Origin of the sequence: Micromonospora sp. NPDC050276 (assembly GCF_044459545.1) — a bacterium.
Classification (GTDB): domain Bacteria; phylum Actinomycetota; class Actinomycetes; order Mycobacteriales; family Micromonosporaceae; genus Micromonospora.
In genome coordinates this window covers 1-22,356 of the sequence record NZ_JBITJA010000022.1, presented here as the reverse complement: position 1 = coordinate 22,356, position 22,356 = coordinate 1, and the positions used below count along the sequence as shown (strand labels likewise).

Annotated in this window: 21 protein-coding genes and 1 pseudogene; 9 read left to right on the top strand and 13 right to left on the bottom strand. The window is 71.6% G+C overall.

Annotated features, from left to right (window positions below; genetic code table 11):
- Positions 1-49 precede the first annotated feature (49 nt).
- Both serC and sepH read left to right on the top strand, forming a co-directional pair.
- A complete protein-coding gene (gene serC, locus ACIBF8_RS29925; RefSeq protein WP_366630549.1) occupies positions 50-1,177 on the top strand; it encodes a phosphoserine transaminase in 1,128 nt (375 codons plus the stop codon).
- A 185-nt stretch (positions 1,178-1,362) separates the two neighbouring features.
- A complete protein-coding gene (gene sepH, locus ACIBF8_RS29920) occupies positions 1,363-2,442 on the top strand; it encodes a septation protein SepH (RefSeq protein WP_396787267.1) in 1,080 nt (359 codons plus the stop codon).
- A gap of 54 nt (positions 2,443-2,496) precedes the next feature.
- Here the strand turns inward: sepH and ACIBF8_RS29915 are convergent, their stop codons facing one another.
- On the bottom strand, positions 2,497-3,327 hold the full coding sequence (locus tag ACIBF8_RS29915) for an alpha/beta fold hydrolase (protein ID WP_396787266.1): 831 nt from the start codon (positions 3,325-3,327) through the stop codon (positions 2,497-2,499).
- A gap of 15 nt (positions 3,328-3,342) precedes the next feature.
- Positions 3,343-4,008, bottom strand: a complete 666-nt coding sequence (locus ACIBF8_RS29910; RefSeq protein WP_396787265.1) for a DUF4097 family beta strand repeat-containing protein — start codon at positions 4,006-4,008, stop codon at positions 3,343-3,345.
- Positions 4,009-4,243: 235 nt separating this feature from the next.
- On the opposite strand from ACIBF8_RS29910, the gene ACIBF8_RS29905 reads away from it, so the two are divergent.
- The gene (locus tag ACIBF8_RS29905) at positions 4,244-5,011 is read left to right on the top strand and encodes a helix-turn-helix domain-containing protein (protein ID WP_396787264.1); all 768 of its coding nucleotides are present in this window, start codon (positions 4,244-4,246) and stop codon (positions 5,009-5,011) included.
- On the opposite strand, the pseudogene thpR reads toward ACIBF8_RS29905, so the two are convergent.
- The 5 genes and pseudogenes from thpR to ACIBF8_RS29880 form a co-directional block, all read right to left on the bottom strand.
- Positions 4,981-5,560, bottom strand: a pseudogene (thpR, locus tag ACIBF8_RS29900) (RNA 2',3'-cyclic phosphodiesterase). The gene ACIBF8_RS29905 and the pseudogene thpR sit on opposite strands and share 31 nt — an antisense overlap.
- Positions 5,561-5,573: 13 nt before the next feature.
- Positions 5,574-6,083 carry a hypothetical protein gene (locus ACIBF8_RS29895; protein WP_396787263.1) on the bottom strand — a complete coding sequence of 170 codons (510 nt, stop codon included), beginning with the start codon at positions 6,081-6,083 and terminating at the stop codon, positions 5,574-5,576.
- 96 nt (positions 6,084-6,179) lie between these two features.
- Complete coding sequence (locus ACIBF8_RS29890) at positions 6,180-7,463, bottom strand: MFS transporter (RefSeq protein ID WP_396787262.1); 1,284 nt, start codon at positions 7,461-7,463, stop codon at positions 6,180-6,182.
- A gap of 72 nt (positions 7,464-7,535) precedes the next feature.
- Positions 7,536-7,985: a MarR family winged helix-turn-helix transcriptional regulator gene (locus tag ACIBF8_RS29885; RefSeq protein WP_030486369.1), complete on the bottom strand. Its 450-nt coding sequence runs from the start codon at positions 7,983-7,985 to the stop codon at positions 7,536-7,538.
- A gap of 114 nt (positions 7,986-8,099) precedes the next feature.
- Positions 8,100-9,578, bottom strand: a complete 1,479-nt coding sequence (locus ACIBF8_RS29880) for an NCS2 family permease (RefSeq protein WP_396787261.1) — start codon at positions 9,576-9,578, stop codon at positions 8,100-8,102.
- Positions 9,579-9,668: 90 nt separating this feature from the next.
- Here ACIBF8_RS29880 and ACIBF8_RS29875 point away from each other — a divergent pair, with 90 nt between their 5' ends.
- Entirely contained in the window at positions 9,669-9,914 is a 246-nt protein-coding gene (locus ACIBF8_RS29875) for a DUF2530 domain-containing protein (protein WP_363609255.1), read from the top strand.
- A 36-nt stretch (positions 9,915-9,950) separates the two neighbouring features.
- Here ACIBF8_RS29875 and ACIBF8_RS29870 read toward each other — a convergent pair whose 3' ends face one another.
- Positions 9,951-10,790 carry a DUF3027 domain-containing protein gene (locus ACIBF8_RS29870; RefSeq protein ID WP_396787260.1) on the bottom strand — a complete coding sequence of 280 codons (840 nt, stop codon included), beginning with the start codon at positions 10,788-10,790 and terminating at the stop codon, positions 9,951-9,953.
- Positions 10,791-10,878: 88 nt separating this feature from the next.
- On the opposite strand from ACIBF8_RS29870, the gene ACIBF8_RS29865 reads away from it, so the two are divergent.
- Both ACIBF8_RS29865 and ACIBF8_RS29860 read left to right on the top strand, forming a co-directional pair.
- A complete protein-coding gene (locus ACIBF8_RS29865) occupies positions 10,879-12,495 on the top strand; it encodes an MFS transporter (RefSeq protein WP_396787259.1) in 1,617 nt (538 codons plus the stop codon).
- Entirely contained in the window at positions 12,492-13,142 is a 651-nt protein-coding gene (locus ACIBF8_RS29860) for a futalosine hydrolase (RefSeq protein WP_396787258.1), read from the top strand. The genes ACIBF8_RS29865 and ACIBF8_RS29860 overlap by 4 nt, the downstream gene beginning before the upstream one ends.
- On the opposite strand, the gene ACIBF8_RS29855 is transcribed toward ACIBF8_RS29860, so the two are convergent.
- Positions 13,143-14,003, bottom strand: a complete 861-nt coding sequence (locus ACIBF8_RS29855; protein ID WP_396787257.1) for a helix-turn-helix domain-containing protein — start codon at positions 14,001-14,003, stop codon at positions 13,143-13,145. It lies immediately after the preceding gene.
- Between the two features lie 647 nt (positions 14,004-14,650).
- On the opposite strand from ACIBF8_RS29855, the gene ACIBF8_RS29850 reads away from it, so the two are divergent.
- The gene (locus ACIBF8_RS29850; protein ID WP_396787256.1) at positions 14,651-15,499 is read left to right on the top strand and encodes a 1,4-dihydroxy-6-naphthoate synthase; all 849 of its coding nucleotides are present in this window, start codon (positions 14,651-14,653) and stop codon (positions 15,497-15,499) included.
- On the opposite strand, the gene ACIBF8_RS29845 is transcribed toward ACIBF8_RS29850, so the two are convergent.
- On the bottom strand, positions 15,460-15,846 hold the full coding sequence (locus tag ACIBF8_RS29845; protein ID WP_088986676.1) for a cold-shock protein: 387 nt from the start codon (positions 15,844-15,846) through the stop codon (positions 15,460-15,462). The two genes, ACIBF8_RS29850 and ACIBF8_RS29845, sit on opposite strands and share 40 nt — an antisense overlap.
- 27 nt (positions 15,847-15,873) lie before the next feature.
- Entirely contained in the window at positions 15,874-16,497 is a 624-nt protein-coding gene (locus ACIBF8_RS29840; protein ID WP_396787255.1) for an HAD family hydrolase, read from the bottom strand.
- Between the two features lie 83 nt (positions 16,498-16,580).
- Between ACIBF8_RS29840 and ACIBF8_RS29835 the strand changes: the two genes are divergently transcribed.
- Positions 16,581-19,067: a helicase-associated domain-containing protein gene (locus tag ACIBF8_RS29835; protein ID WP_396787254.1), complete on the top strand. Its 2,487-nt coding sequence runs from the start codon at positions 16,581-16,583 to the stop codon at positions 19,065-19,067.
- A 31-nt stretch (positions 19,068-19,098) separates the two neighbouring features.
- On the opposite strand, the gene ACIBF8_RS29830 is transcribed toward ACIBF8_RS29835, so the two are convergent.
- Positions 19,099-19,335 carry a hypothetical protein gene (locus tag ACIBF8_RS29830; RefSeq protein WP_357709610.1) on the bottom strand — a complete coding sequence of 79 codons (237 nt, stop codon included), beginning with the start codon at positions 19,333-19,335 and terminating at the stop codon, positions 19,099-19,101.
- A 97-nt stretch (positions 19,336-19,432) separates the two neighbouring features.
- Complete coding sequence (locus tag ACIBF8_RS29825) at positions 19,433-20,311, bottom strand: L,D-transpeptidase family protein (protein WP_396787253.1); 879 nt, start codon at positions 20,309-20,311, stop codon at positions 19,433-19,435.
- 173 nt (positions 20,312-20,484) lie between these two features.
- Between ACIBF8_RS29825 and ACIBF8_RS29820 the strand changes: the two genes are divergently transcribed.
- Complete coding sequence (locus ACIBF8_RS29820) at positions 20,485-22,164, top strand: DNA repair helicase XPB (RefSeq protein WP_396787252.1); 1,680 nt, start codon at positions 20,485-20,487, stop codon at positions 22,162-22,164.
- The last annotated feature ends 192 nt before the right edge of the window (positions 22,165-22,356 follow it).

Sequence of the window (22,356 nt, the reverse complement as noted above, 5' to 3'; positions counted from 1 at the left end):
GCAGTGTCGCCGGGCCCGCCCTCGCCCTTGCGGAAGGATCTTCAAGACCGTGGCTGACGCACCGATCATCCGGATTCCCGACGAGATCAAGCCCGCCGACGGACGGTTCGGCTGCGGCCCGTCCAAGGTCCGCCCCGCCGCGGTGTCCGCGCTCGCCGAGGTCGCGACCAGCTACCTCGGCACCTCGCACCGGCAGAAGACGGTCCGCGACCAGGTGGCCCGGCTGCGCTCCGGCATCGCCGAGTTCTTCTCGCTGCCCGAGGGCTACGAGGTCGTCATCGGCAACGGTGGCACCACGGCGTTCTGGGAGGTCGCCACCTTCGGCCTGATTCGCGACCGGGCCCAGTTCGCCAGCTTCGGCGAGTTCGGCGCCAAGTTCGCCAAGTCGGTCAAGGACGCCCCGTTCCTGGGTGAGCCGACCGTCCGCAAGGCCGACGCGGGCAGCGCCCCGGCCCTGGTCGCCGAGTCCGGCGTGGACGCGTACGCGACGCCGCAGAACGAGACCTCGACCGGTGTGGCCGTCCCGATCAGCCGGGTGGCCGGCGCCGACGAGGGCGCGCTGCTGCTGGTCGACGCGACCTCCGGCGCGGGTGGCCTGGAGGTCAACGTCGGCGAGACCGACGTCTACTACTTCGCTCCGCAGAAGTGCTTCGGGTCCGACGGCGGCCTCTGGCTGGCCCTGATGTCACCGGCCGCCCTGGACCGGGCCGCCGAGATCAAGGCGTCCGGGCGCTACATCCCCGCCTTCCTCGACCTGGTCACCGCGATCGACAACTCGCGGCTGGAGCAGACCTACAACACCCCGGCGCTGGCCACCATCTTCCTGGCCGCCGAGCAGACCGACTGGATGAACGCGCAGGGTGGGCTGGCCTGGGCGGCGAAGCGCACGGCCGAGAGCGCCGCCACGGTGTACGGCTGGGCCGAGCGGTCCAGCGTGGCCACCCCGTTCGTCACCGACCCGGCGCTGCGCTCCAACGTGGTCGCCACCATCGACTTCGCCGACGGGGTGGACGCCACGGCGATCGCCAAGGCGCTGCGCGCCAACGGCATCGTGGACACCGAGCCCTACCGCAAACTCGGTCGCAACCAGCTGCGGGTGGCGCTCTTCCCGGCCGTCGAGCCGGCTGACGTCGAGGCGCTGACCGCGTCCATCGACTACGTGGTCGAGCGACTCTGAGCTTCGTCACGGTCGGTGTCCGTTGGGGCTTCAACGGACACCGACCGTGATCATCGCCGCAGCTCAGTCACGACATGCGGGGTGTCGCTTCCCCCACCCCGAGGCAGATGCGCGTACGGTGGTCCGAGACGCCTGGGTGGCCGACTCGTGGCGTGCGGCCAGCGAAGCGGGACGGAGGCAACGCTATGCGCCCAGTACGCTTCGTCGCCCTCTCCGAGGACGGCCATGCCCTGGTTCTCGCCGACGAGGTCGGGCGGCTGCTCGCCCTGCCGATCGACGAACGGATCTCCGGTGCGTTGCACGCCGACCCCGGTGCGCCGCCGCTGGCGGTCGCGCCCACCGCGGCCGACCCGGTTCCGTCACTGTCCCCTCGGGACATTCAGGCCCGCATCCGTTCCGGCGAGTCCGCGGAGGATGTCGCCCGGATCGCCGGGGTGCCGGTCGACCGGGTGCTGCGCTATGCCGGCCCCGTCCTGCAGGAGCGGGCGATGCTCGCCCAGCACGCCCGCCGCACCCGCCTCAAGGGTGCGGAGAAGCCCACCCCGCTCGCCGAGGTGGTCAACGGTCGGCTGAGCCAGCACGGCATCGACACCGAGAAGATCTCCTGGGACGCGTACCGGCGTGACGACGGCACCTGGCGGATCATCGCCACCTGGCCGTCGGGCAAGGCCACCGCGCAGGCCATCTGGGATCTCGACAAGACCCGACAGTCGGTGACCCCGCACGACGACATGGCGCAATATCTCTGCGCCGAGCGGCCCACGCCGATCCTGGGTCAGGAGCCGGCGCCGGAGCGGGGCGGGCATGCTCTGCCCGGCCCGTCGCGCGGTGAGCCGAGTCGTGGCGGGCACGGGTTGCCGGCCGCGTCCGAGCACCCGCGCCCCGGCCGCGATCCGATCCGTGCCGGCCGGGACGCGCTGCTCGCCTCCCTGGACCGCCCGCTCGGCGCCTCGTCGGGTCGCGGGCTTGAGCCGCGTACTCCGGCTGCTCTCGCCGGATCGGACGCGCCCCGGCAGCGACCGGTCGGTGGGGGTGCCGCGGCGCTGCTCGGCGGTGGCCAGGGCTCGGCCTTCGACGACGATTCGGACGCGCCCAAGGAGGTGCCGGCCGTGCCGTCGCTGGCGGTGCTGCGGCCTCGCCGGACGGGCGCCGCGGCGGCCGCCGGCGGCGAGTCCACCGATGCCAACGGCAAGCCGCGCAAGCGGCTGCCGAGCTGGGACGACGTGCTGTTCGGCAGCGGCCCGGCGGCCCGCGAATCCTCCTGACGCTTCGCGGTGACGGGTGACTTTGCGCCACCCGTCAACGCGAGCGTTCTGACCTCACCGAATGTCTCCGGCGCCTTCGGGATGAGGGGCGGCGACCCCGCGTACGGCCTCGGCGACGGCCCGGAAGTCCTTCTTGAGGATCGCACCGTGGTTGCTGGCGACCTTCGCGCCGATCGTTATGTTCGGGTTGCGGGCGATCACCGCGTCGAGGCTGGCGCGGATCGTCTCCTGCTCGTCGCCACGGCTCCCGAGGGACGTTCCGGAGGCGACCACGTACCGCACCGGGACGGTGATGGCGTCCAGCACCGGGCCCAGCTCGCGTTCGCGGGAGAGTTCGCCGAGTTCGATGTTGCTGTCCGCCATCTGGTCGGCGTTCATTCGTGGGGTCAGGCCGGTCGGGCGCAGCAGCGGCATGAACAGGTTCATCCGTCGGAACATCTTGCGGATCCGCTGCGCCATGGCGTCGTCGAGCCAGTCGTGCGGGAACGCGCCGTCGACCAGGACCGCGCCCAGGGCGCGCTCCGGGTTCCGGTTGACCCAGTGCGCCCCGACCACCGCTCCGTAGGACCAGCCCACCAGTACCGCCTGGTGCACCCCCCGGGCGGCGAGAACGGCGTCGACGTCCCGGACCGCCGCCTCGAACGAGTAGTCGGCTGACCGCTTCGACTTCCTGCCGCGAGCCCGCTCGTCGTAGGTGATGTGCCGGAACCCGCCGCCCAGGTCGGCGATGACGCGCCGCCAGTAGCCCTGGGTGGCGAACTGGCCGTTGAGGTAGACCACAGGGATGCCGGGACCGCCGGTGTCGGTGACGGCGAGGGCCGTGTCGTCGACCGCCACCATGCCGGTCCACGTCGAGATGGTCGAGGGGTTGTTGTTGTTCGTCATCTCAATCCGTCCTTTTCAGAGACTGCGGGCACTGATGTCGCCCTGCAGGGTGCTGGCGTGGATGTCGAGTTCGGTGGTGCCGTCGTTCTTGAGGGCGTTGTCGACGCGGCCGTAGCCGGTGCCGGCATCCAGGGCGGCCGAGACGCCGGCCGCCGCGGCGACCGAGATGTCGCCGGACTGGGTACGGAGAACGACCCGGCCGCGCACGGCCTCGGCGATCCTGATGTCGCCCCGGGCGGTGCTGATCTCGGCGGGGCCGTTGAGCCGGCCGACCTCGACGTCGCCGTCGATCGCGGTGAGGCGAACGCTGGCGGCCTCGTCAATCTTGATCCGCCGGTACGCCCCGTCGAAGGCGAGATCGCCGAGGCGTCCGACGCCCCGAAGCTCGGCGCTGGCGGCCTTGACCTCGACTTGGGAGTTGGCGGGCAGCCGGACGGTGACCTCCAGGGATCCGGAGGGGCCGAAGAGCTTGTTGATGGGACGTGCGGTCGTGATTCGCAGGACGCCGTCGGTGTACGCGACGGTGGTCTGCTCGGCGGTCCTGGTATCGCGGCTCTTGGCGGGGTCGGCCGGGAGGACCTCGACGGTGGTGTCGGCGCGGTCCGCGGCGATGAGCTGGACGCGTCCGGCGGGGATGTCCAGGACGGCGGAGATCGGGGCGGGGGTGTCGAACGTCTGCATCGTGCTCTCCCAGGTTGGCGCTTGTTTCCGATGTGGGAAAAGCTACGTTGCTTTCGATTCTGTGGCAACAAGCTTGTTGCAGTGAGAAGCCGTTTTACCTGCTAACGCGGTTTGGATCGTTGCAACGATCCTGCATTTAATGCAACAGGGTCCACCCTTGCGTTGCATTTGTAGTCGGTAAACGCTAAGGTGACGGAGTCCGAGACCGCCCTACGGGACCACCAGGGAGATCGCGATGCCGGGAGGCAGGCTCAGCCAGCAGGAACGCCAGCAGATCGCGCTGGGGCTGGCCGACAGCCTCCCCTACGCCGAGATCGCCCGACGCCTCGACCGTCCCACGTCGACGGTCACGCGTGAGGTGATGCGCAACGGCGGCCCCGTCGTCTACCGCGCCGATCTAGCCCACCGCGCTACCGAAGGCCGCGCCCACCGGCGCAAGCCCGCCACCTTCCGTGGGGCCGGGGCGGCCTCCCGACCGGACGGACGCGACGCCCAGGCCGTGGCCGAGTACGAGGAGGCGTTCACCACCGTCCTCATGGCCTCCGGTTTGACCAAGATGGCGGCCCGGGTGATGACCAACCTGTTCCTCACCGACTCGGGCAGTCTCACCGCCTCGGAACTCGCCCAGCGCCTCCAGGTCAGCCCGGCGTCGATCTCCAAGGCGATCACCTTCCTTGAGAGCCAGAGCCTCGTTCGCCGCGAACGCGACGAACGCCGCCGCGACCGCTACGTTGTCGACGACGAGCTCTTCTACCAGGCCACGATCGCCAGCGCCCGGGCCAACGACCATCTCGTCGCGACCGCGCGCCAGGGCGTCGCCCTCCTCGGCGCGCACACCCCCGCCGCCGCCCGGCTGGAGAACATCGCCCGCTTCCTCGACTTCATCAGCGAGAGCATCACCCGCGCCGCCGAACAGGCCCGCGAGGTTCTGCGCAGCAGTCCTTCCACCGCGACCAGCGAAGTCCCGCCAGATCAGAGTGACCAGGCGGCAATCCGCTCGTAGCGCGGTCGGCCGCCGAGGTAACTGCGCACCAGCAGCAGCTCCGAAACCGGCCACGATGGCCCTTCGTACCCGTCCAGGCTGACCCGGTCGGCCTCGACCTCGGCCGGGGCCATCCGGTCGCCGGGCCGGGCGATGGTCAGGTGCGGCCGGAACGGCTTCTCGTCGCACGGCAGCCGGCCGTGGTTCAGTCGGGACCGGATCAGCCCGACCAGCACGTGCAACGCCTCGAGCTCCCCCCCGGAGGCCCACCCAGAGCACGGTGGACCGATCCGGGCCGAACCGGCCACCGCCACCCAGGCGCAACCGGGGTACGGCATCCCGGCTGTCCCGGAACCGCTCGGCGGCCAAGCCGAGCGCACTCTCCACCTCGACCAGCCGGGCAGCCTCGACGGCACCGAGGAACGCCAGGGTGAGGTGCAGGTCGGCCGGGTCGGCAAGCCGGACGTTGACGCCGGTGGCGGTCGCCGCCGCGACGCGCAGCCGGGCGACCCGTACGCCGAGGTGATTGACCGCCTCGACGGACGGGTCGACCGCGACGAAGAGTCGCACAGCGCGCGGCCGGTCAGCGGTGCCGCTGCCGGTGCCCGGCGCGCGCCGCTGGCAGGGTCAGCCCGGCGGCGTGCAGCACACCCTCCACCCGGACCCGCTCGATCTCCTGATCGACACCCTCCAGCTCGGCGAGGTGCTCGGTGACGCCGAGGGCGCGGCAGGCGAGCCGGAGCCGGTCGTCGTACGCCTGGAGCAGCGCACTGTGCCAGACCATCGACCGGCCGGTGCCGCCGAGCCGCTGACCGCCGAGGCGACGCAGGTCAGCGGCGAGCTGCTCCAGCGGCCGCCGGTCGATGCGGTCGAACTCGCTGAGGTCGATGTCCCGGGTCAGCGCGTCCGCCTCGATGGCCCGGTCGAGCCGAGCGATCGTGCGCCTCTCCCGGCGGCGCTCCCGCCACTCGGACCAGCCGCAGACCACCCGGTCGACGATCTCGTCGTAGCAGAAGAGCAGGGCAAATGCCGCCGGCAGACTGGCCACGGCAAGGAGTGCCAGGGCCAGCATCAGCGCGCGTCCGACTCCCACATATCGACGCTAAGCCCCGCCGTGCCACCCCGCCAGCGCTTTGGCCGGATCCGCGCGATCCGCGCAACGGGACCCGGCCCAGCTCCGGCCTAAACCTCAGCAGTCGGTGGAGGTGACGTAGAAACGGGGCATCGGCAGCACCCGGAAGCGCAACCGGGCACCGGAGTGGCGTAGCTGCCAGGTGAGGGCGATCACGGCGGCGGCCAGCGAGATGAGCCCGCCCATCCAGATGCTGGCACCGGCACCGTAGTGCTCCGCGACCCAACCGATCAGCGGCGCGCCGACCGGGTTGGTGCCCAGGAACACCAGCACCCACAGGGCCATCACCCGACCCCGGAAGGCCGCGTCCACCCCCAACTGGACCCGCTGGTTGGCGGCCTGGGCGAAGAAGACCATGAAGAACCCGGTCGGCACCAGCAGCACCACGACCAGCCAGTACGCCGAGGAGAGGCCGACCAGGGTGCCGAAGCTGGCGCAGGCGATCGCCGCGCCCAGGACCAGCCACACCGAGGGACGGCTACGCCGACCGGTGCCACTGAGCGCGCCGCCGAGCGCACCGACGGCCAGCGCCGTGCTGAACAGGCCGAACGAGGCCGCACCGGTGTTGAACACCGTCTTCGCCAACGCGGCCAGGGTGAGCTGGAAGTTGAACAACGACATGCCGATCACCGACATGACCGCCATCGGCAACAACAGATCGGGGCGGCGCCACACGTACCGCAGGCCGTCGACGACCCGGGCGGACGCCCGCTCGTCGCGCGGCAGCAGGGCGTCGCGGTGCAGCTCGGCCGTCCGCATGCGAACCACGTTGACCAGGGGCGCGACCGAACTGAGGGCGGTGAAGAGGAAGACCGGGCCCACGTCGAACGCGGCGATGGCCAGGCCGGCGACTGCGGGGCCGACGATCCGGGCGGAGTTGAACACGGCGGCGTTCAGCGACAGCGCGTTTGGCAGCAGTGGGGTGCCGACGAGTTCGGAGACGAACGCCTGCCGGACCGGCGTCTCGACGGCGTTGGCCGTGCCGAGCAGCGCGGCGAACGCGAAGACGTGCCAGAGCTGCACCAGGTCGGTGAGGACCAGCACGGACATGCCGAGCGCCAGCATGCTCCAGAAGGCGTTAGCGGCGAACAGCAACACCCGCTTGTCGTACCGGTCGGCGAGCCGCCCGGAGAGCAGGGTGAGCAAGAGCACCGGGGTGAACTGACAGGCGGTGACCACGCCGAGCGCGGTGGCCGAGTTGTTGGAGAGCTCGAGGACGAGCCAGTCCTGGGCGATGAACATCATCCAGACGCCGATCAGCTTGATCAGCTGCCCGGATGCGAAGAGGCGGTAGTTGCGGACCTGTAGGGACTGGAACATCGTGCTCAGCTTCGCCTGCACTCTTGGTGCGCCTCCTCCGGACGTACGCGTCATCGACAGGTGACGGCACGGACCCGGTGGCGCGGGTGCGGCTCAGGCGCGAGCGAGCTGCTGAAGAATCTCGGCGGCCCTTTGCAGGGTCTCCCGTTCGTCCTCGTCGAGGGCAGCCAGCCGGTGGGCCAGCCACTCGTCGCGGGCCCGCTCGAACTGGTCGAGCACGGCCTGCCCTCCTTCGGTTGCCGCGAGGATGACCTGCCGCCCGTCGGTCGGATGGGGTGTCCGCCGCACGAGGCCGCGGTCCTCCAACTTCCCGACGATTTTGGTCATCGTCGGCGGCTGCACCCGCTCCACGTCGGCCAATTCCCGAGGCGTCATCGCGCCCGCCAGCCGCAGGCTGGTGAGCGCGGAGACCTGGGTGACCGTGAGGTCGCCGACCGGTCGGGCCTGGCGGACCCGCCGGTTGAGTCGGGTGATCGCATCACGCAGCTGGGGAGCCAGCTGCGCCGGTGGCACGCGTTCCGCCGTCACCGTCCGCTCCGTCACAGTAGTTAGCTTAACTAATGAGCATGGCTAACGACATCCGTTATGACCAGGCTCACGAGGGGATTCCGATGGTACGGGCGGGGAATCCTGATCGGCTCCCCGCCCGGACGTGCCTCAGAGCACCAGGGACTCGATCGGCCCACGCAGGAAGTACAGCACGAACAGCGCGGCCACCCCGTACAGCAACGGATGGACCTCCCGGGCCTTGCCCCGAGCCAGCTTGACCACCACGAAGGTGATCAGACCAGCGCCGATCCCGTTGGAGATCGAGTAGGTGAACGGCATCAGCACGATCGTGAGGAACGCCGGAATGGCGATCTCGTAGTCGGACCAGTCGATCGTCCGCACCGCGGTCATCATCAGGAAACCGACCACCACCAGCGCCGTCGACGCCGCCTCGAACGGCACGATCACGACCAGCGGTGCCAGGAACATGGCGAGCAGGAAGAGCACGCCGGTGACCAGGTTGGCCACCCCGGTCCGGGCACCCTCCGCGACACCGGCGGCGCTCTCGATGTACGACGTGTTGCTGGAGGTGCTGGCCGCACCACCGGCCGCCGCGGCGATCGAGTCGACCAGCAGGATCTCCTTGGCCTTCGGCGGGGTGCCCTGCTCGTCGAGCAGGCCGCCCTCCTGGCCGACCGCGACCATCGTGCCCATGGTGTCGAAGAAGTCGGTGATCAACAGCGTGAAGATGAACATCAGCACGACCAGCCAGCCGGCCCTCCCCCACGAGTCGAGCACGTTGAACTTGCCGAGCAGCGACAGGTCCGGCAGGTCCACCACCGTCTTGGGCAGCTCCGGCACGTTCAGCGACCAACCCTTCGGGTTGGGCTTCCCGTCGACGAACGACGGGCCGATGTTGCCGATGGCCTCCACGATCACCGCCAGCACCGTCGAGACGAGGATGCCGATCAGGATCGCGCCCTTCACCCGGCGGACCACCAGCACCAGCGTGATCAGCAGGCCCACCACGAAGACGAGCATCGGCCAGCTCACCAGTTTGCCGCCGATGCCGAGGCCGACCGGAACGGTGGTGTTGGCGGCGTCCGGGATGCGTCGGACGAAACCGGCGTCCACCAGGCCGATGATGGTCAGGAACAGACCGATGCCGACGCCGATCGCGGTCTTCATCTGCGTCGGCACCGAGCGGAACACCGCGGTCCGCAGACCGGTCAGCACCAGCACCGCGATGATCACACCCTCGATCACCACCAGGCCCATCGCGTCGGCCCAGGTCATCTCGGGGGCGATCTCGTACGCCACCAGCGCGTTGACGCCCAGACCAGCGGCGAGCGCCAGCGGGAACCGGCCGACCACACCCATCAGGATGGTCATCAGTCCGGCCACCAGCGCGGTAGCGGCAGCCAGCGCGGGAATCGGGAGGGTCTGGCCGGCACCGTCGACGGCACCGCCCAGGATCAGCGGGTTGAGCACCACGATGTACGCCATCGTGAAGAAGGTCGCCAGGCCACCGCGTACCTCACGGCTCACCGTCGAGCCACGGGCGGAGATCTCGAAGAACCGGTCGAAGCCGTTACGGGGGTGGGCGGGATTGGGAGGTGTGCCGTTCTCGGGCGGCGCTACTGCCATCAGGGTCCTCGCAGGTGATCTTCCGGTTTGTCGCGCGCATCGTCCCAGATCGTCGGTGGGCAGGGGAAGCAGATCCCGTACGCTTGCCGAATGCCGAACGAGCAGCCACCGCGGCCCGCACCACTGGATCCGCCGATGGTGCCGTTCGCCGTCGCCGGATTGATCGCGTGGGCAGTGGCCGGCCTGGTCCTGCTGATCTTCTTCCGGGGTTGGTTGACCGACCACGGTCACCAGAACTGGCTCTGGACCTGCCTCGCCGGCTTCCTGTGGGGCTTTCCAGGCCTCGCGGTGATGATGCGGCACGACGCCAACCGACGCCGCCGCCGCGCCAGGTGACCTGGCCACCGCGCCGGAGCACTCCGGCGCGGCCGATCAGGAGTGCCCGTACGGCTCCGCCGGCTCAGCCGTCTCCACCGAGCCCGGAGCCCGGCTGACCGACATGGCCTCCACCGCGCTGTCGTCGTACACGGTGGGGAGCTCCTCGACCGCGGTCTCCGCCGCCTCGATCAACGTCTCGGAGTGGGCACCGCAACCGTGGTCGGCGCTCACCACCCGGCCGTCGTCGGGGGCGTAGAAGTTGCCGCACGCACCGAAGGCCTGCCGCATCGCGCCGGCCAGCGGCAGGTAGAAGCCGCAGGTGCCACAACGGGCGGCGGCCGGAGCGGCGGTGGAGATGGCCGCGGCGGGACCGTGGTCACCGTCGTACCAGCGTTGCGCCGTGTCGATCCGGCCTTCCCGGGAGAGCACCCGGGCGCGCCCGAGGCCCAGCTCCCACGCCGTCTCCTCGACCGCCGGGTCGTCGGAGAGCAGGTAACCGGGGACCAGTCGATCGTCGTCCGGCGAGGTCGGCAGCAGGTCACCCGGGCCCAGATCGCCCGGCTTGAGCCGCTCCTGCCAGGGCAGCCAGCCGGGCGCGAGCAGCGCGTCCGGGCCGGGCAGCAACACCGTCTCGCAGATCGTCACCGTCTTGCTGCGCGGCACCCGGGTGACGGTGACCGCCCAGCGCCAGCCGCGGTAGCCGGCGAGACGACATTCGAAGTAGTGGGTAACCAGTCGATCACCCTCGGCGACCACCTGCAGGTGGTCGCCGACGTCGTCGGCGTCCACCTCGGTGATGCCAGCGCGGGCCACCTCGACGGCGGCGGCACAGACCTGGTCGAGACGGGCGGCACGGGTGGAGGCGGGCCTGGTCACCTCACCATTGTTCCCCATGCGCCCCGCAGGGGTGACAGGGACTCCCGGGGAACCTTTCCCAGCGGTGGTGCGGCGTACCTGGATCAGATGGGCGAGGATGGTGCACATGCCGTCGTACTCCCGCTCCGGGCGATCCGTCCTCGGGCGGACCGTCGGCACCGGCATTCGCGCCGTCCGTCTGCTGCTGCGTGGTTCGGTGGGCAGCGGGCGCTGGGTGACCCGCCGGGCCGGTCGAGCCCGCGCCCGAGGCGCCGGCGGCGAGATCGGCATGGTTCGCCTGTTCGACCTGCACGCGCTCTCCTGTGCCGGCGACACTCTGATCGCCATCGGTCTGGCCGGGACGATCTTCTTCAACGTGCCGCTCGGCGAGGCCCGCAGCAAGGTCGCGCTCTACCTGCTGGTGACGATGGTCCCGTTCGCGATGCTCGCCCCCGTGGTGGGCCCGCTGCTGGATCATTTCCGGCACGGCCGGCGGTACGCCCTGGCCGCGACGATGCTCGGCCGTGCCTTCCTGGCCTGGTTGATCTCCGACTACATCCACGGCTTCGGGCTCTATCCGGCCGCGTTCGGGGTGCTCGCGCTGTCCCGGGCGTACGGCGTGGCCCGCTCCGCGGCGGTGCCCCGGTTGTTGCCGGAGGGCCTCGGCCTGTCCCAGGTGGGCGCCCGGGCCAGCGTCTACGGCACGGTCGCGGGCGCGCTGGTGGCACCGATCGGGTTGGCCGCGTTCTGGTTCGGGCCGCAGTGGCCGCTCCGCGTCGCGTCGTTGATCTTCCTGGTCGGCATGGTGATCTCCCTGCGGCTGCCACCGAAGGCCGACTCGGAGCCACCGGAGCGGGTCCCCCGGGCGCTGCGTGCGCTGGGCCGCCACCGCGGCGATCGGCCGCTGGGGCGGGGTCAACCGTCCGGCCGGCTGGTGATCGCCACTCTGATCGGTGCCGCGACGTCACGCGCGTTGTACGGCTTCCTGCTGCTCTTCCTCGCCTTCGCGATCAAGAAGGGCGACCTGACCACCGTGGTGTTCGGCCGCGATCTGGGTGCCGAGTGGGCGTTGGGTGTGGTCGGCGGCGCGCTCGCGGTCGGCACGTTCCTCGCCACGGCGGTCGGCACCCGACTGCGCATCCATCGGCCGACCGCCATCCAGTCCAGCAGCATGATCATCGTGGCCGGGGTGGCGGTGCTCGCCGTCATCCAGTTCTCGCTGGTGATGGTCGCCCTGCTCTGCCTGGTCGCCGCCATGGTCAGCGGGATAGCGAAGCTGGCCGTGGACGCCTCGATTCAGGAGCGCATTCCGGAACGGCTACGGGCCAGCTCCTTCGCCCACTCCGAGACGGTGCTGATGCTCGCCTTCGTCGCCGGCGGCGGGCTCGGGCTGGTGCCGTTCGATGGTCGGATGGGCATCGCCGTCGCCGCCGGGGTCGGCGTGCTGACCGCGATCCGGGGGATGCTGGTCGCCGCCCGGTTGCGCGGCGAGAAACTGGCCGGCCGGCCGCTCGGTGACGATGAGCTGGTTGAGGACGAGCTGGCCGAGGACGAGCCGGCGGGCGGGCCCGGGGACCCCACACCGACCTCACCGGCACCGGCCCAGACCAACTCCCCGCAGTACGACGACCCGAGTCTGGCCCCACCGGGCTACCACATCTACCGCCCGTCGTCGGCGGTTGGCGGCCCAGGTGGCGGAGCCGACGACGAGACCCGCCGCGAGTCCCCCGGCTCACTCTCGTGACCGGGCTGCTGGTGGTGACAGCGGTTCCCGCCGAGGCGGACGCGATCCGTGCCGGGCTCACCGACCCCTCCGTGACCGTCACCCCGGTCGGGGTGGGCCCGGCCGTCGCCGGTGCCGCCACCGCCCGGCTGCTGGCGCTGGCCGAGGCCGCCGGCCGCCCGTACCGTGCGGTGGTCAGCGCCGGCGTGGCCGGCGGCTTCACCGGGCGGGCCGAGGTCGGCGACACCGTGCTCGGCACCGCCAGCATCGCCGCCGACCTGGGTGCCGAATCACCGGACGGCTTCATCCCCATCGACGAGCTGGGCATGCCGCCCGCACTGCTCGGTGCCGGCAGCATGGTGCCGGCCGACCCGGGCCTGCTGGCGGCGCTGCGGGCCGCCCTCCCGACGGCCACGACCGGGCCGGTGCTGACGGTCAGTACCGTCACCGGCACCACCGCCGGCACCGACGAGCTGCGTCGGCGGCATCCGGATGCGGTCGCCGAGGCCATGGAGGGGTACGGCGTGGCGGTCGCCGCCGCACAGGCCGGGGTGCCCTTCGCCGAACTGCGCACCATCTCCAACCCGATCGGCCCCCGCGACCGGGACGCCTGGCGACTGCGCGAAGCGCTCACCGCCCTGACCACGGCGGCCCCAGCACTGCGCTGACTACGGCCGAGGAGGCACTTCGAGCGTGAGCGCCGATGGCCGACTCGGCTGTAGCTCGAACCCGCAGGCGAGCAGGAACTCGACGTTCCCGGCCTCGGCGATCGCGTGGGTGGTCCGAATGCCGGCCACCGCCATCTCCTTGGCCAGCAGCCCGATCAGCTGACGCCCGACGCCCAGGGTCCGCAGGCCGGGAGCAACGAGAACACCCTCCAACACCAGCTCACGCCGGTCGCCCCAATCCTCGCCGACGAGGAGGTCAAAGCTCCGCTCATGGGCCCTCAGCTCACCGACCGGCCCGGCACCGGGCACCTCGGCGACAAAGCGCCACGATGTCGCTGGCAGCCCCTCGACGACGCGCCGAAACCGCACTTCGGCGCGCGTCCGGTCCCGCAGGCGTCGCTCGTCACGCCGCGTCCGATCCAGGTCATAGGTCAGCTCCGGGACGCGGACCGGCCACAACCGCCGGGGCAAGGTGTACGACTGCGCCCACCAGGCGCCCGGCCAGTCCCTGAGGGTCAGGACCCGACGGACGTCAAGGTGGGCCGGGTATCGGCGACCGGCCTCATCCCGCGGCTCGTCCGGTGGCTCGCTGCCCAATCGTGGCTCGCTGTCCGGTGGCTCGCCGGTCGCCGCGTGGGAGGGACCGCCGGGCAGGCTGAGCGCGATCTCACCGCCGGCCGCACGGACCAACCGCTCCACCGTCCGGAACGCCGGCCCGGCCCCCTGCCCCGCCTCGATGCGCGCCACCGTGCTCTTCGGGATCCCGGACTGCTCGGCCAACTCCCGCTGGCTCAGATCGGCACGTCGACGAAGATCGCGCAGAGTTGCCCCCACGTCGATCGCATTCTTGTCGGTGGCCACGGGTCCATGGTTTTCCGCTCATCTCAACTCGTCAACAGAACCCGACCCACCTGTGGACAACGCTGTGGATAAAGTCGCCGCCGCTGTGCATACCTCTTTGTTCGCGGCCTGTAGAGCTGCCCCAGGAGTGGGGCACGCGGACGGACGTCGGGAAGGGTCACGTCCGACCACCAACGCGGACACACCGCTGGCCACCGCGCTGACGCTGACATTGCCGCACGGCCACGCCGCTCCACTGCCACGCCGCCGCACCGCCGCACGGCCACGCCGCCGCACCGCCTCGCCGCCACGGCCAGGCCGACGCACCGCCACACTGCCACCCCGCCGCACCGCCTCGCCGACGAACACCGCCTCGCCGCCGCACGGCCGCCCGCACGCACCGCCGCAGGGCCCGCACGGACCCACTCACCCACTGACGCACAGACGCACTGGCATCAGGGCCCTGGCGCTGCGGCGCCGGGCACGACGCCCCGCCGATGGGGCAGCTCTACAGGGAGCGGCAGTGACACGCCGTACCCCCTGGAGCCGCCTGTGGAGGCGTTCGGTGGCCGACGATGGCTGCGAACAGACGGCGCCGATTGCACGGCAGGTCACAGGTGCGGGACCGCGGCGACCGACCCGGCGGAGGGCGGGGCTAACGTGGCGGTGTGGCGCTCTCCCTGGCGATCTCGCCCTGCCCCAACGACACGTTCGTCTTCCACGCGCTGGTGCACGGGCGGGTGCCCGGCGCGCCACCCGTCGAGGTGACGTACGCCGATGTGGACGTCACCAACACGGCGGCCGAGCGGGGTGCGTTCGACCTGGTGAAAGTGAGCTTCGCGGCGCTGCCCTGGCTGCTCGACGACTACCATTTGCTGCCCTGCGGCGGTGCGCTCGGTCGCGGCTGTGGCCCGCTGGTGCTCACCCGGGGCGACCGCGACGGCGGCCCGGACCGCACCGACCTGACCGGCGCCACGGTGGCGGTGCCGGGCGACCGGACCACCGCGTACCTGCTGTTCCGGCTCTGGTCGGCCGGGCGGCCGCCGGCCCGGATCGAGGTGGTTCCGTTCCACGAGATCATGCCGGGGGTGGCGGCTGGGCGTTACGACGCTGGGCTGGTCATCCACGAGGCCCGGTTCACCTACCATCGGCACGGCCTGAGCGCCCTGGTCGACCTCGGCGAGTGGTGGGAGGCCGACACCGGCCTGCCCATCCCCCTCGGCGCGATCCTGGCCCGACGTGGCGCGGTGGACCCGGAGGTTGCGGCCGGCTGGGTCCGCGAGTCGGTCCGGCAAGCCTGGGCGGACCCGGCGGCCAGCCGCGAGTACGTGTTGGCGCACGCCCAGGAGATGGAGCTCGACGTGGTGGACCGGCATATCGGCCTCTACGTCAACGAGTTCACCGCGGACCTGGGCGACGCCGGTTTCGCCGCGGTGGCGGCACTGCTCGACCGGGCCGCCACCGCCGGCCTGGTGCCTCAGACCTCCAGCTCGCGGGCCACCGCGTGGACCAGCTGAGCGATCTTCTGCGCGGTCTTCTTGTCCGGGTACCGACCCCGGCGCAGGTCCGGCTGGACCTTCGCCTCCAGCACCTTGATCATGTCTTCGACCAGGCCGTGCAGCTCCTCGGCCGGCCGACGGCGCAGCTCCGCCATCGAGGGCGGCGCGTCCAGCAGCTTGACTCCCATGGCCTGCGCGCCCCGACGGCTGTCCACCACGCTGAAGTCGACCCGTTGGCCACCCTTGAGGTCGGTGACACCCGCCGGCAGCGCCCCCTTGGGCAGGAACACGTCGCCGCCCTCGTCACTCGTGACGAAGCCGTATCCCTTGGCCGTGTCGTACCACTTCACTCGACCCGTAGGCACCTGAAAACCCCTGCTTCACTTGAGCCGCTACTGCTCCAAGGCTAGCTGGATCATCCCGTCGAGCGCCGCTGGGAATTCGGTGAGCCCGTCCAGCACCACCTCCGCCCCGGCCTCGCGCAGCTCATCGCGGGAGCACGGGCCCGTCGCGACACCGATGCCCGGCACCCCGGCCGCTGCCGCCGCCACCATGTCCGCGACATGATCACCGACGTAGTGGGTCGCGTCGTGCTCCCGCAGGGCGGTCGCCTTCTGCTCAGCGAACAGATCGCCGGCCAACTCGTCGACCGGCAGGCCGAGGTGGTCCAGGTGCAACCGGGCCAACCGACCGAGCTTGGACGTGACGACCAGCACACGACCACCCCGCGCATGGATCGCGTCGATGGCCTCCCGCGCTCCGGGCAGCAGCAACGTCGGGGTGATCGCGTACGCCGGGTACAGCTCGCGAAACATCCGCACGGCCGACTCGACCTGCTCCGGCGGGAACCAGTGCGCGATCTCGGTACGCAGCGGCGGCCCGAGTCGGGACACCGCCTGCTCGGCGTCGACCGGCACGCCGGTCCTCGCGGTCAGCGCCCGATACGCCGCGGCGATGCCGGGGCGGGAGTCCACCAGGGTCATGTCGAGGTCGAATCCGACGGTCAGTGCGGGCATGTCGAGAAACGTACCCGCGACTCCCAGTCGGCCGGACGTCCGAGGGGCGCGGAAGCCCGGTGCCGGGCTAGCGTGGAAAGACGATGACCACCTCACTCGCCGACCACCTGCGGTCGCTGCCCGACGAGACACTGGCCGCGCTCCTCCAGCTGCGGCCCGACCTCGTCGTGCCCGTGCCGGCCGACGTCTCCGCCCTCGCCATCCGGGCCCAGTCCCGGGTCTCCGTGGCCCGCGCGCTGGACGGTCTGGACCAGTTCACCCTCCAGATCCTCGATGCCGCCCGCCTCACCCGAAATCCGGACGACGGCACCACGGCCACCGACACCGTGCTCGCGATGGCGACCTCCGGGCCGCAGCGGCCGGCTCCGACGGCCGTCCGGGCCGCCGTGGGCCGGCTGCGTGCGCTCTTCCTGCTGTACGGCCCGGAACACGCGCTCCAGGTGGTGCCCGCCGTCGACGAGGTCGCCCCGTACCCCGCTGGGCTCGGCCGGCCCGCCGCGGAGCTGGACCCGCGCACGGCCGCGCTCTGCGCGGACCCGGCGAAGCTCCGCCGGACGGTGCTCGCCGCCCCACCCTCGGCCCGGGCGATCCTGGACCGCTTGGCGGCCGGCCCGCCGGTGGGCAGCGTACCGCCGGGGGCGTTGCAGGCGCCGCCGCTCGGCGCGGAGGACCCGGTGCTCACCGACCCGACCAACGGTGGCGCCCCGACCGGCTCACCAGTGCGGTGGCTCGTCGACAACCGGCTGCTGGTCCCCGTGACGACCGGCTCGTCCACGGCCAGCGGCACGGTGGAGCTGCCCCGCGAGGTCGGCCTGCTGCTCCGCCGCGACAGCGGCGCGCTCGGGCCACTGCGCACCAGCCCCCCGCCGGTGGCCGCCGCGCCGCGCGAGCCGAAGGCGGTCGACTCGGCCGGCGCCGGGCAGACCATGGAGGTGGTCCGGCACACCGAGGGGCTCCTGGAACAACTCGCCGACGAGCCGGCGCCGGTGCTGCGTTCCGGTGGCATCGGTGTGCGGGACCTGCGCCGGTTGGCGCGTACCGCCGGGCTGGACGAACCGACCACCGCGCTGCTGCTGGAGGTCGCCTACGCGGCGGGGCTCGCTGGTGAGCTGGAGATGCCCGGCTCGGCCACCGGCCGATACGGGGCGGATCAGCAGGTGCTGCCGACCGGCGGGTACGAGGTGTGGCGGGCCGCCTCCTTGGCCCAACGGTGGGAGCAACTCGCCCGCGCCTGGCTGACCATGACCCGGCAGGTGGGACTTGTGGGCCGCCGTGACGACCGGGATCGCCCGATCACCGCGCTCTCCGCCGAGGCCGAGCGGGCCAACGTGCCGGCCACCCGACGGGCGGTGCTCGGCGTCCTCGCCGACCTGGAGCCGGCGACCGCGCCCACCCCGGAGGAGGTGCAGGACCTGCTGGACTGGCGGGCCCCGCGACGCAGCCGAGGCCGGGACGCCGCCCACCGGGAGGTGCTGGCCGAGGCCGCGCAGCTGGGTGTCACCGGGTTGGGGGCGCTCACCTCGTACGGGCGGTTGCTGTTGGCCGACCTGACCTCGACCGATGAACGGGGCGCCGACGACCCGCTGGGCGTACACGCGGACGTCGAGAGCGGCGACCCGTCCAGTGCCGCTCGGGCGCTGGACGCGCTGCTGCCCGCCCCGGTCGACCACTTCCTGGTGCAGGCCGACCTGACCGTGGTGGTGCCGGGCCCACCCGAGCCGGGGCTCGCCGCCGAGTTGGAGGCGATGACCGAACTCGAGTCGGCCGGCGGGGCCAGCGTGCACCGGGTCACCACGGCGAGCGTGCGGCGCGCACTGGACTCCGGCTACACGGCCGACGACCTGCACGAGGTGTTCCGACGCCGGTCGCGTACCCCGGTGCCGCAGGGGCTCAGCTACCTGGTCGACGACGTGGCCCGTAAGCACGGCGGGCTGCGGGTCGGCCTGGCCGGGGCGTACCTGCGCAGTGACGACGAGACGCTGATCAGCGAGGTGCTGGCCGACCGGCGGTTGGAGTCGTTGGCACTGCGCCGGCTCGCCCCGACGGTGCTGTGCACGCAGTACCAGGTGGGCCGGTTGCTGGGCGCGCTCCGCGACGCCGGGTACGCCCCGGTGCAGGAGGACGGCACGGGCAGCACGGTGCTGGCCCGGCCGCGAATCCGGCGGGCACCGGCCCGGATGTCGGTGACCAGCCGGACGATCGATCCGCTGGCCGCCCCGAAGCTGCCCATGCCCCGGCTGCTCGGCGTGGTGGAGCACATCCGGCGGGGTGACGCGGCGGCGCGTGCGGCCCGGCGGGCACCGGCGGTGGTCCGCGGCGGCGCGGCGGGGCTGGGCGGCGGACCGGTGCCGGCGCACACCCACAGCGAGGCCCTGGCGGTGCTCCAGCAGGCGGTCCGGGACAAGGCGCTGGTCTGGGTCGGTTATGTCGACGCACACGGGGCGACCGCGTCGCGCCTGCTCAAACCGGTCTCGATCGGTGCCGGCTACCTCCGGGCCGAGGACGAACGGACCGAGATGCTGCACACGTTCGCGCTGCACCGGATCACCGCGGCGGTGGTGGCGGACTGACCGACAGCGCCGCCACGCGCGGTGCTGTCGGTCAGCGGCGGCTGCGGCGTACGGTGCCGACCACCGAGATGATCAGCAGCAGCGCGAAGCCGGCGCCGGCGGACTCCCCAACCGAGTCGACGAAGCCCTGCTGGAGCACCAGCCAGCCAAAGAGAAACCACCCGAGGAGGAGCGTCGCCGCGACGGCGTACGCGATCACGGTCGCCCGGGACACCTCGTCGGGTGGTGCTTGCTCATGCTCCGCGATCACGTCACGGTCGACCGTCATGCCCAGCCTCCCCGCCCGGTCCGGCCCTGGACTCCCAGGGTGACACTCAAGAGACCGGTGGGACAGGGGGTTATCCCCGTGATTCGCTCCGTGTCGCTCAGGTGCCGGGGCGCCGGCCGATCAGCACCACCCGGGTGCCGACCTTGCCCAGCTCCCACATCCGGACCGCGTCGGCGTGCAGGAGGTTGACGCAACCGTGCGAGCCGATCGACTTGTCGTGCAGGTAGGTGGTGGTTTCGTGGAAGCCCATCCCCTGGGTGAAGTGCTGCCAGTACGGCAGCCACACCTCGTACGGGTCGGACCACTCCTTGGGATTGCGGTAGTTGACGGCGTACGTGCCGGCCGGGGTGCGGTAGCCGGACATTCCAGTACGGGTCACCGTCGGCGACATGATCACCTTGCCGCCGCGGATCGCCCAGACGGTCTGTCGGGTCAGGTCCACGCAGAAGGTGGTGCCCGTGCCGGCCTTGCAACGGGCCGGGTCGGTGGTGGCGAGGCGTTGGGCCACGTCGAGGGTGGTCGGTCCGGCGCGACCCTCGACGGGGCGAATGCCGTACCTCTTCTGGAACTTCTTAATCGCGGCGCAGTCGGCGGCGGACTGCCGACCGTCGACGGTCACCGCCCCGAACCCGCCCAGCCGGGCCAGGTAGGTCTCCACCGCGCGCTGGTGCTGGCCCTGAGGGCAGCCGGCGACGGTCGGTGCAGTGGTGCTCGGGGTCGGCTTGGCCGTCGTGCGGGTCGGCTTCGGTGTGGGTGTCCGGGAGGGTTTCGGGGTGGGCGCGGCCGGCGTGGGCCGGCCGCGCTGGTCCGGCCCGGGCGTGTCGCTCGCCCCCGTTGCCTGTTCCGCCGCTCCGGCCGGGGCGGCTCCCCCGCCACCACTCCCGCCGGACTGCGGATCGAACGTGCACGCACCGGCGCCGACCAGCACGACCACCACAAGGGCAACCAGTCGGGAAGTGATCCAGACACGCTTCATGGGCCCTCCCCAGACAGTCGTCCCTTTACTAGACGTTCGTAAGTGCCGTCACGGTTGCGCCCGGTGAGCATCTTTCTTCCGTCGTCCCGCATCGTGCAACACTGGATGGTCGGCCAGCGGCGGGTATGCAGCCCGTCCAGCGGACGACGACCAACCGAGGAGAGGACGCTGGCGTGAGCGGTGGACCACTGATCGTGCAGTCGGACAAGACCCTGCTGCTGGAGATCGACCACCCCGACGCGCAGGCCTGCCGGATGGCGATCGCGCCGTTCGCGGAGCTGGAGCGCTCGCCGGAGCATGTGCACACCTACCGGCTGACGCCGTTGGGTCTGTGGAACGCCCGCGCGGCGGGGCACGACGCCGAGGGCGTCGTCGACTCGTTGATCAAGTACTCCCGTTACCCGGTGCCGCACGCGCTGCTGGTGGACGTGGCCGAGACGATGGACCGGTACGGCCGGCTGCAACTCGCCAACGACCCGGCGTACGGGCTGGTGCTGCGGGCACTGGACCGGCTGGTGCTGATCGAGGTGGCCAAGAGCAAGAAGCTCGCCGGGATGCTCGGCGACAAGATCGACGACGACACCATCCGGGTGCACCCGTCCGAGCGCGGCCGGCTCAAGCAGGCGCTGCTCAAGCTGGGTTGGCCGGCGGAGGACCTGGCCGGTTACGTCGACGGTGAGGCGCACCCGATCGAGCTGGCCGAGGCCGGCAAGGACGGGCGCAAGCCGTTCACGCTGCGCTCGTACCAGCGGGAGGCCGTCGAGGCGTTCTGGGCCGGCGGCTCCGGTGTGGTGGTGCTGCCCTGCGGCGCCGGCAAGACCCTGGTCGGCGCGGCGGCGATGGCCGAGGCGAAGGCGACCACCCTGATCCTGGTCACCAACACGGTCGCCGGCCGGCAGTGGAAGCGGGAGCTGGTCGCCCGCACGTCGCTGACCGAGGAGGAGATCGGCGAGTACTCCGGCGAGCGCAAGGAGATCCGCCCGGTCACCATCGCCACGTACCAGGTGCTCACCTCCCGGCGCGGCGGCGCGTTCACGCACCTGGACCTGTTCGGCGCCCGCGACTGGGGCCTGGTCGTCTACGACGAGGTGCACCTGCTGCCCGCGCCGATCTTCCGGTTCACCGCGGACCTCCAGGCCCGCCGCCGGTTGGGCCTCACTGCGACTCTGGTACGCGAGGACGGCCGCGAGGGTGACGTGTTCAGCCTGATCGGGCCGAAGCGGTACGACGCGCCGTGGAAGGACATCGAGTCGCAGGGCTGGATCGCCCCGGCCGAGTGCACCGAGGTCCGGGTGACGCTGACCGAAGCGGAGCGGATGTCGTACGCGACGGCCGAGGCCGAGGAGCGCTACCGGATGGCGGCGACCGCCCGCACCAAGCTGCCGGTGGTGAAGGCGCTGGTCGACCGGCACCCGGACGACCAGGTGCTGGTGATCGGCGCGTACATCGATCAGCTACACCAACTCGGCGAGTACCTCGACGCGCCGATCATCCAGGGCTCGACCACCAACAAGGAGCGGGAGCGGCTGTTCGACGCGTTCCGCACCGGCGAGATCCGCACCCTGGTGATCTCGAAGGTCGGCAACTTCTCCATCGACCTGCCCGAGGCGGCGGTGGCGATCCAGGTGTCCGGGACGTTCGGGTCACGCCAGGAGGAGGCGCAGCGGTTGGGGCGGGTGCTCCGGCCGAAGGCCGACGGCCGGCAGGCGCACTTCTACACGGTGGTGTCCCGGGACACGATCGACACCGAGTACGCGGCGCACCGGCAGCGCTTCCTCGCCGAGCAGGGGTACGCGTACACCATCGTCGACGCCGACGACGTCCTCGGCCCGTCCCTGCCGTCCTTCGACTGAAGCCCCGCAGTCCTGCGACTGAAGCCCTGCCGTCCTGCGACTGGGGCCCCGCCGCCTTGATCGACTCGGGTTGCTGAAAGTCGCGGTGTCCGAGGTAGGCGGTTTCAAGCGGCGGTTGCAACCAGGTGTTTGTGGAGTACCTCGGCTGGATTCTGCCAGTCGAGGGTTTGGCGTGGTCGTCCGTTGAGTTCG

Coding starts and splice junctions, on each gene's coding strand:
- sepH (WP_396787267.1), top strand. CDS start 1,363: ATGCGCCCAGTACGCTTCGTCGCCCTCTCCGAGGACGGCCATGCCCTG.
- ACIBF8_RS29915 (WP_396787266.1), bottom strand. CDS start 3,327: ATGACGAACAACAACAACCCCTCGACCATCTCGACGTGGACCGGCATG.
- ACIBF8_RS29910 (WP_396787265.1), bottom strand. CDS start 4,008: ATGCAGACGTTCGACACCCCCGCCCCGATCTCCGCCGTCCTGGACATC.
- ACIBF8_RS29905 (WP_396787264.1), top strand. CDS start 4,244: ATGCCGGGAGGCAGGCTCAGCCAGCAGGAACGCCAGCAGATCGCGCTG.
- ACIBF8_RS29880 (WP_396787261.1), bottom strand. CDS start 9,578: ATGGCAGTAGCGCCGCCCGAGAACGGCACACCTCCCAATCCCGCCCAC.
- ACIBF8_RS29875 (WP_363609255.1), top strand. CDS start 9,669: ATGCCGAACGAGCAGCCACCGCGGCCCGCACCACTGGATCCGCCGATG.
- ACIBF8_RS29870 (WP_396787260.1), bottom strand. CDS start 10,790: ATGGGGAACAATGGTGAGGTGACCAGGCCCGCCTCCACCCGTGCCGCC.
- ACIBF8_RS29865 (WP_396787259.1), top strand. CDS start 10,879: ATGCCGTCGTACTCCCGCTCCGGGCGATCCGTCCTCGGGCGGACCGTC.
- ACIBF8_RS29840 (WP_396787255.1), bottom strand. CDS start 16,497: ATGCCCGCACTGACCGTCGGATTCGACCTCGACATGACCCTGGTGGAC.
- ACIBF8_RS29835 (WP_396787254.1), top strand. CDS start 16,581: ATGACCACCTCACTCGCCGACCACCTGCGGTCGCTGCCCGACGAGACA.
- ACIBF8_RS29830 (WP_357709610.1), bottom strand. CDS start 19,335: ATGACGGTCGACCGTGACGTGATCGCGGAGCATGAGCAAGCACCACCC.
- ACIBF8_RS29825 (WP_396787253.1), bottom strand. CDS start 20,311: ATGAAGCGTGTCTGGATCACTTCCCGACTGGTTGCCCTTGTGGTGGTC.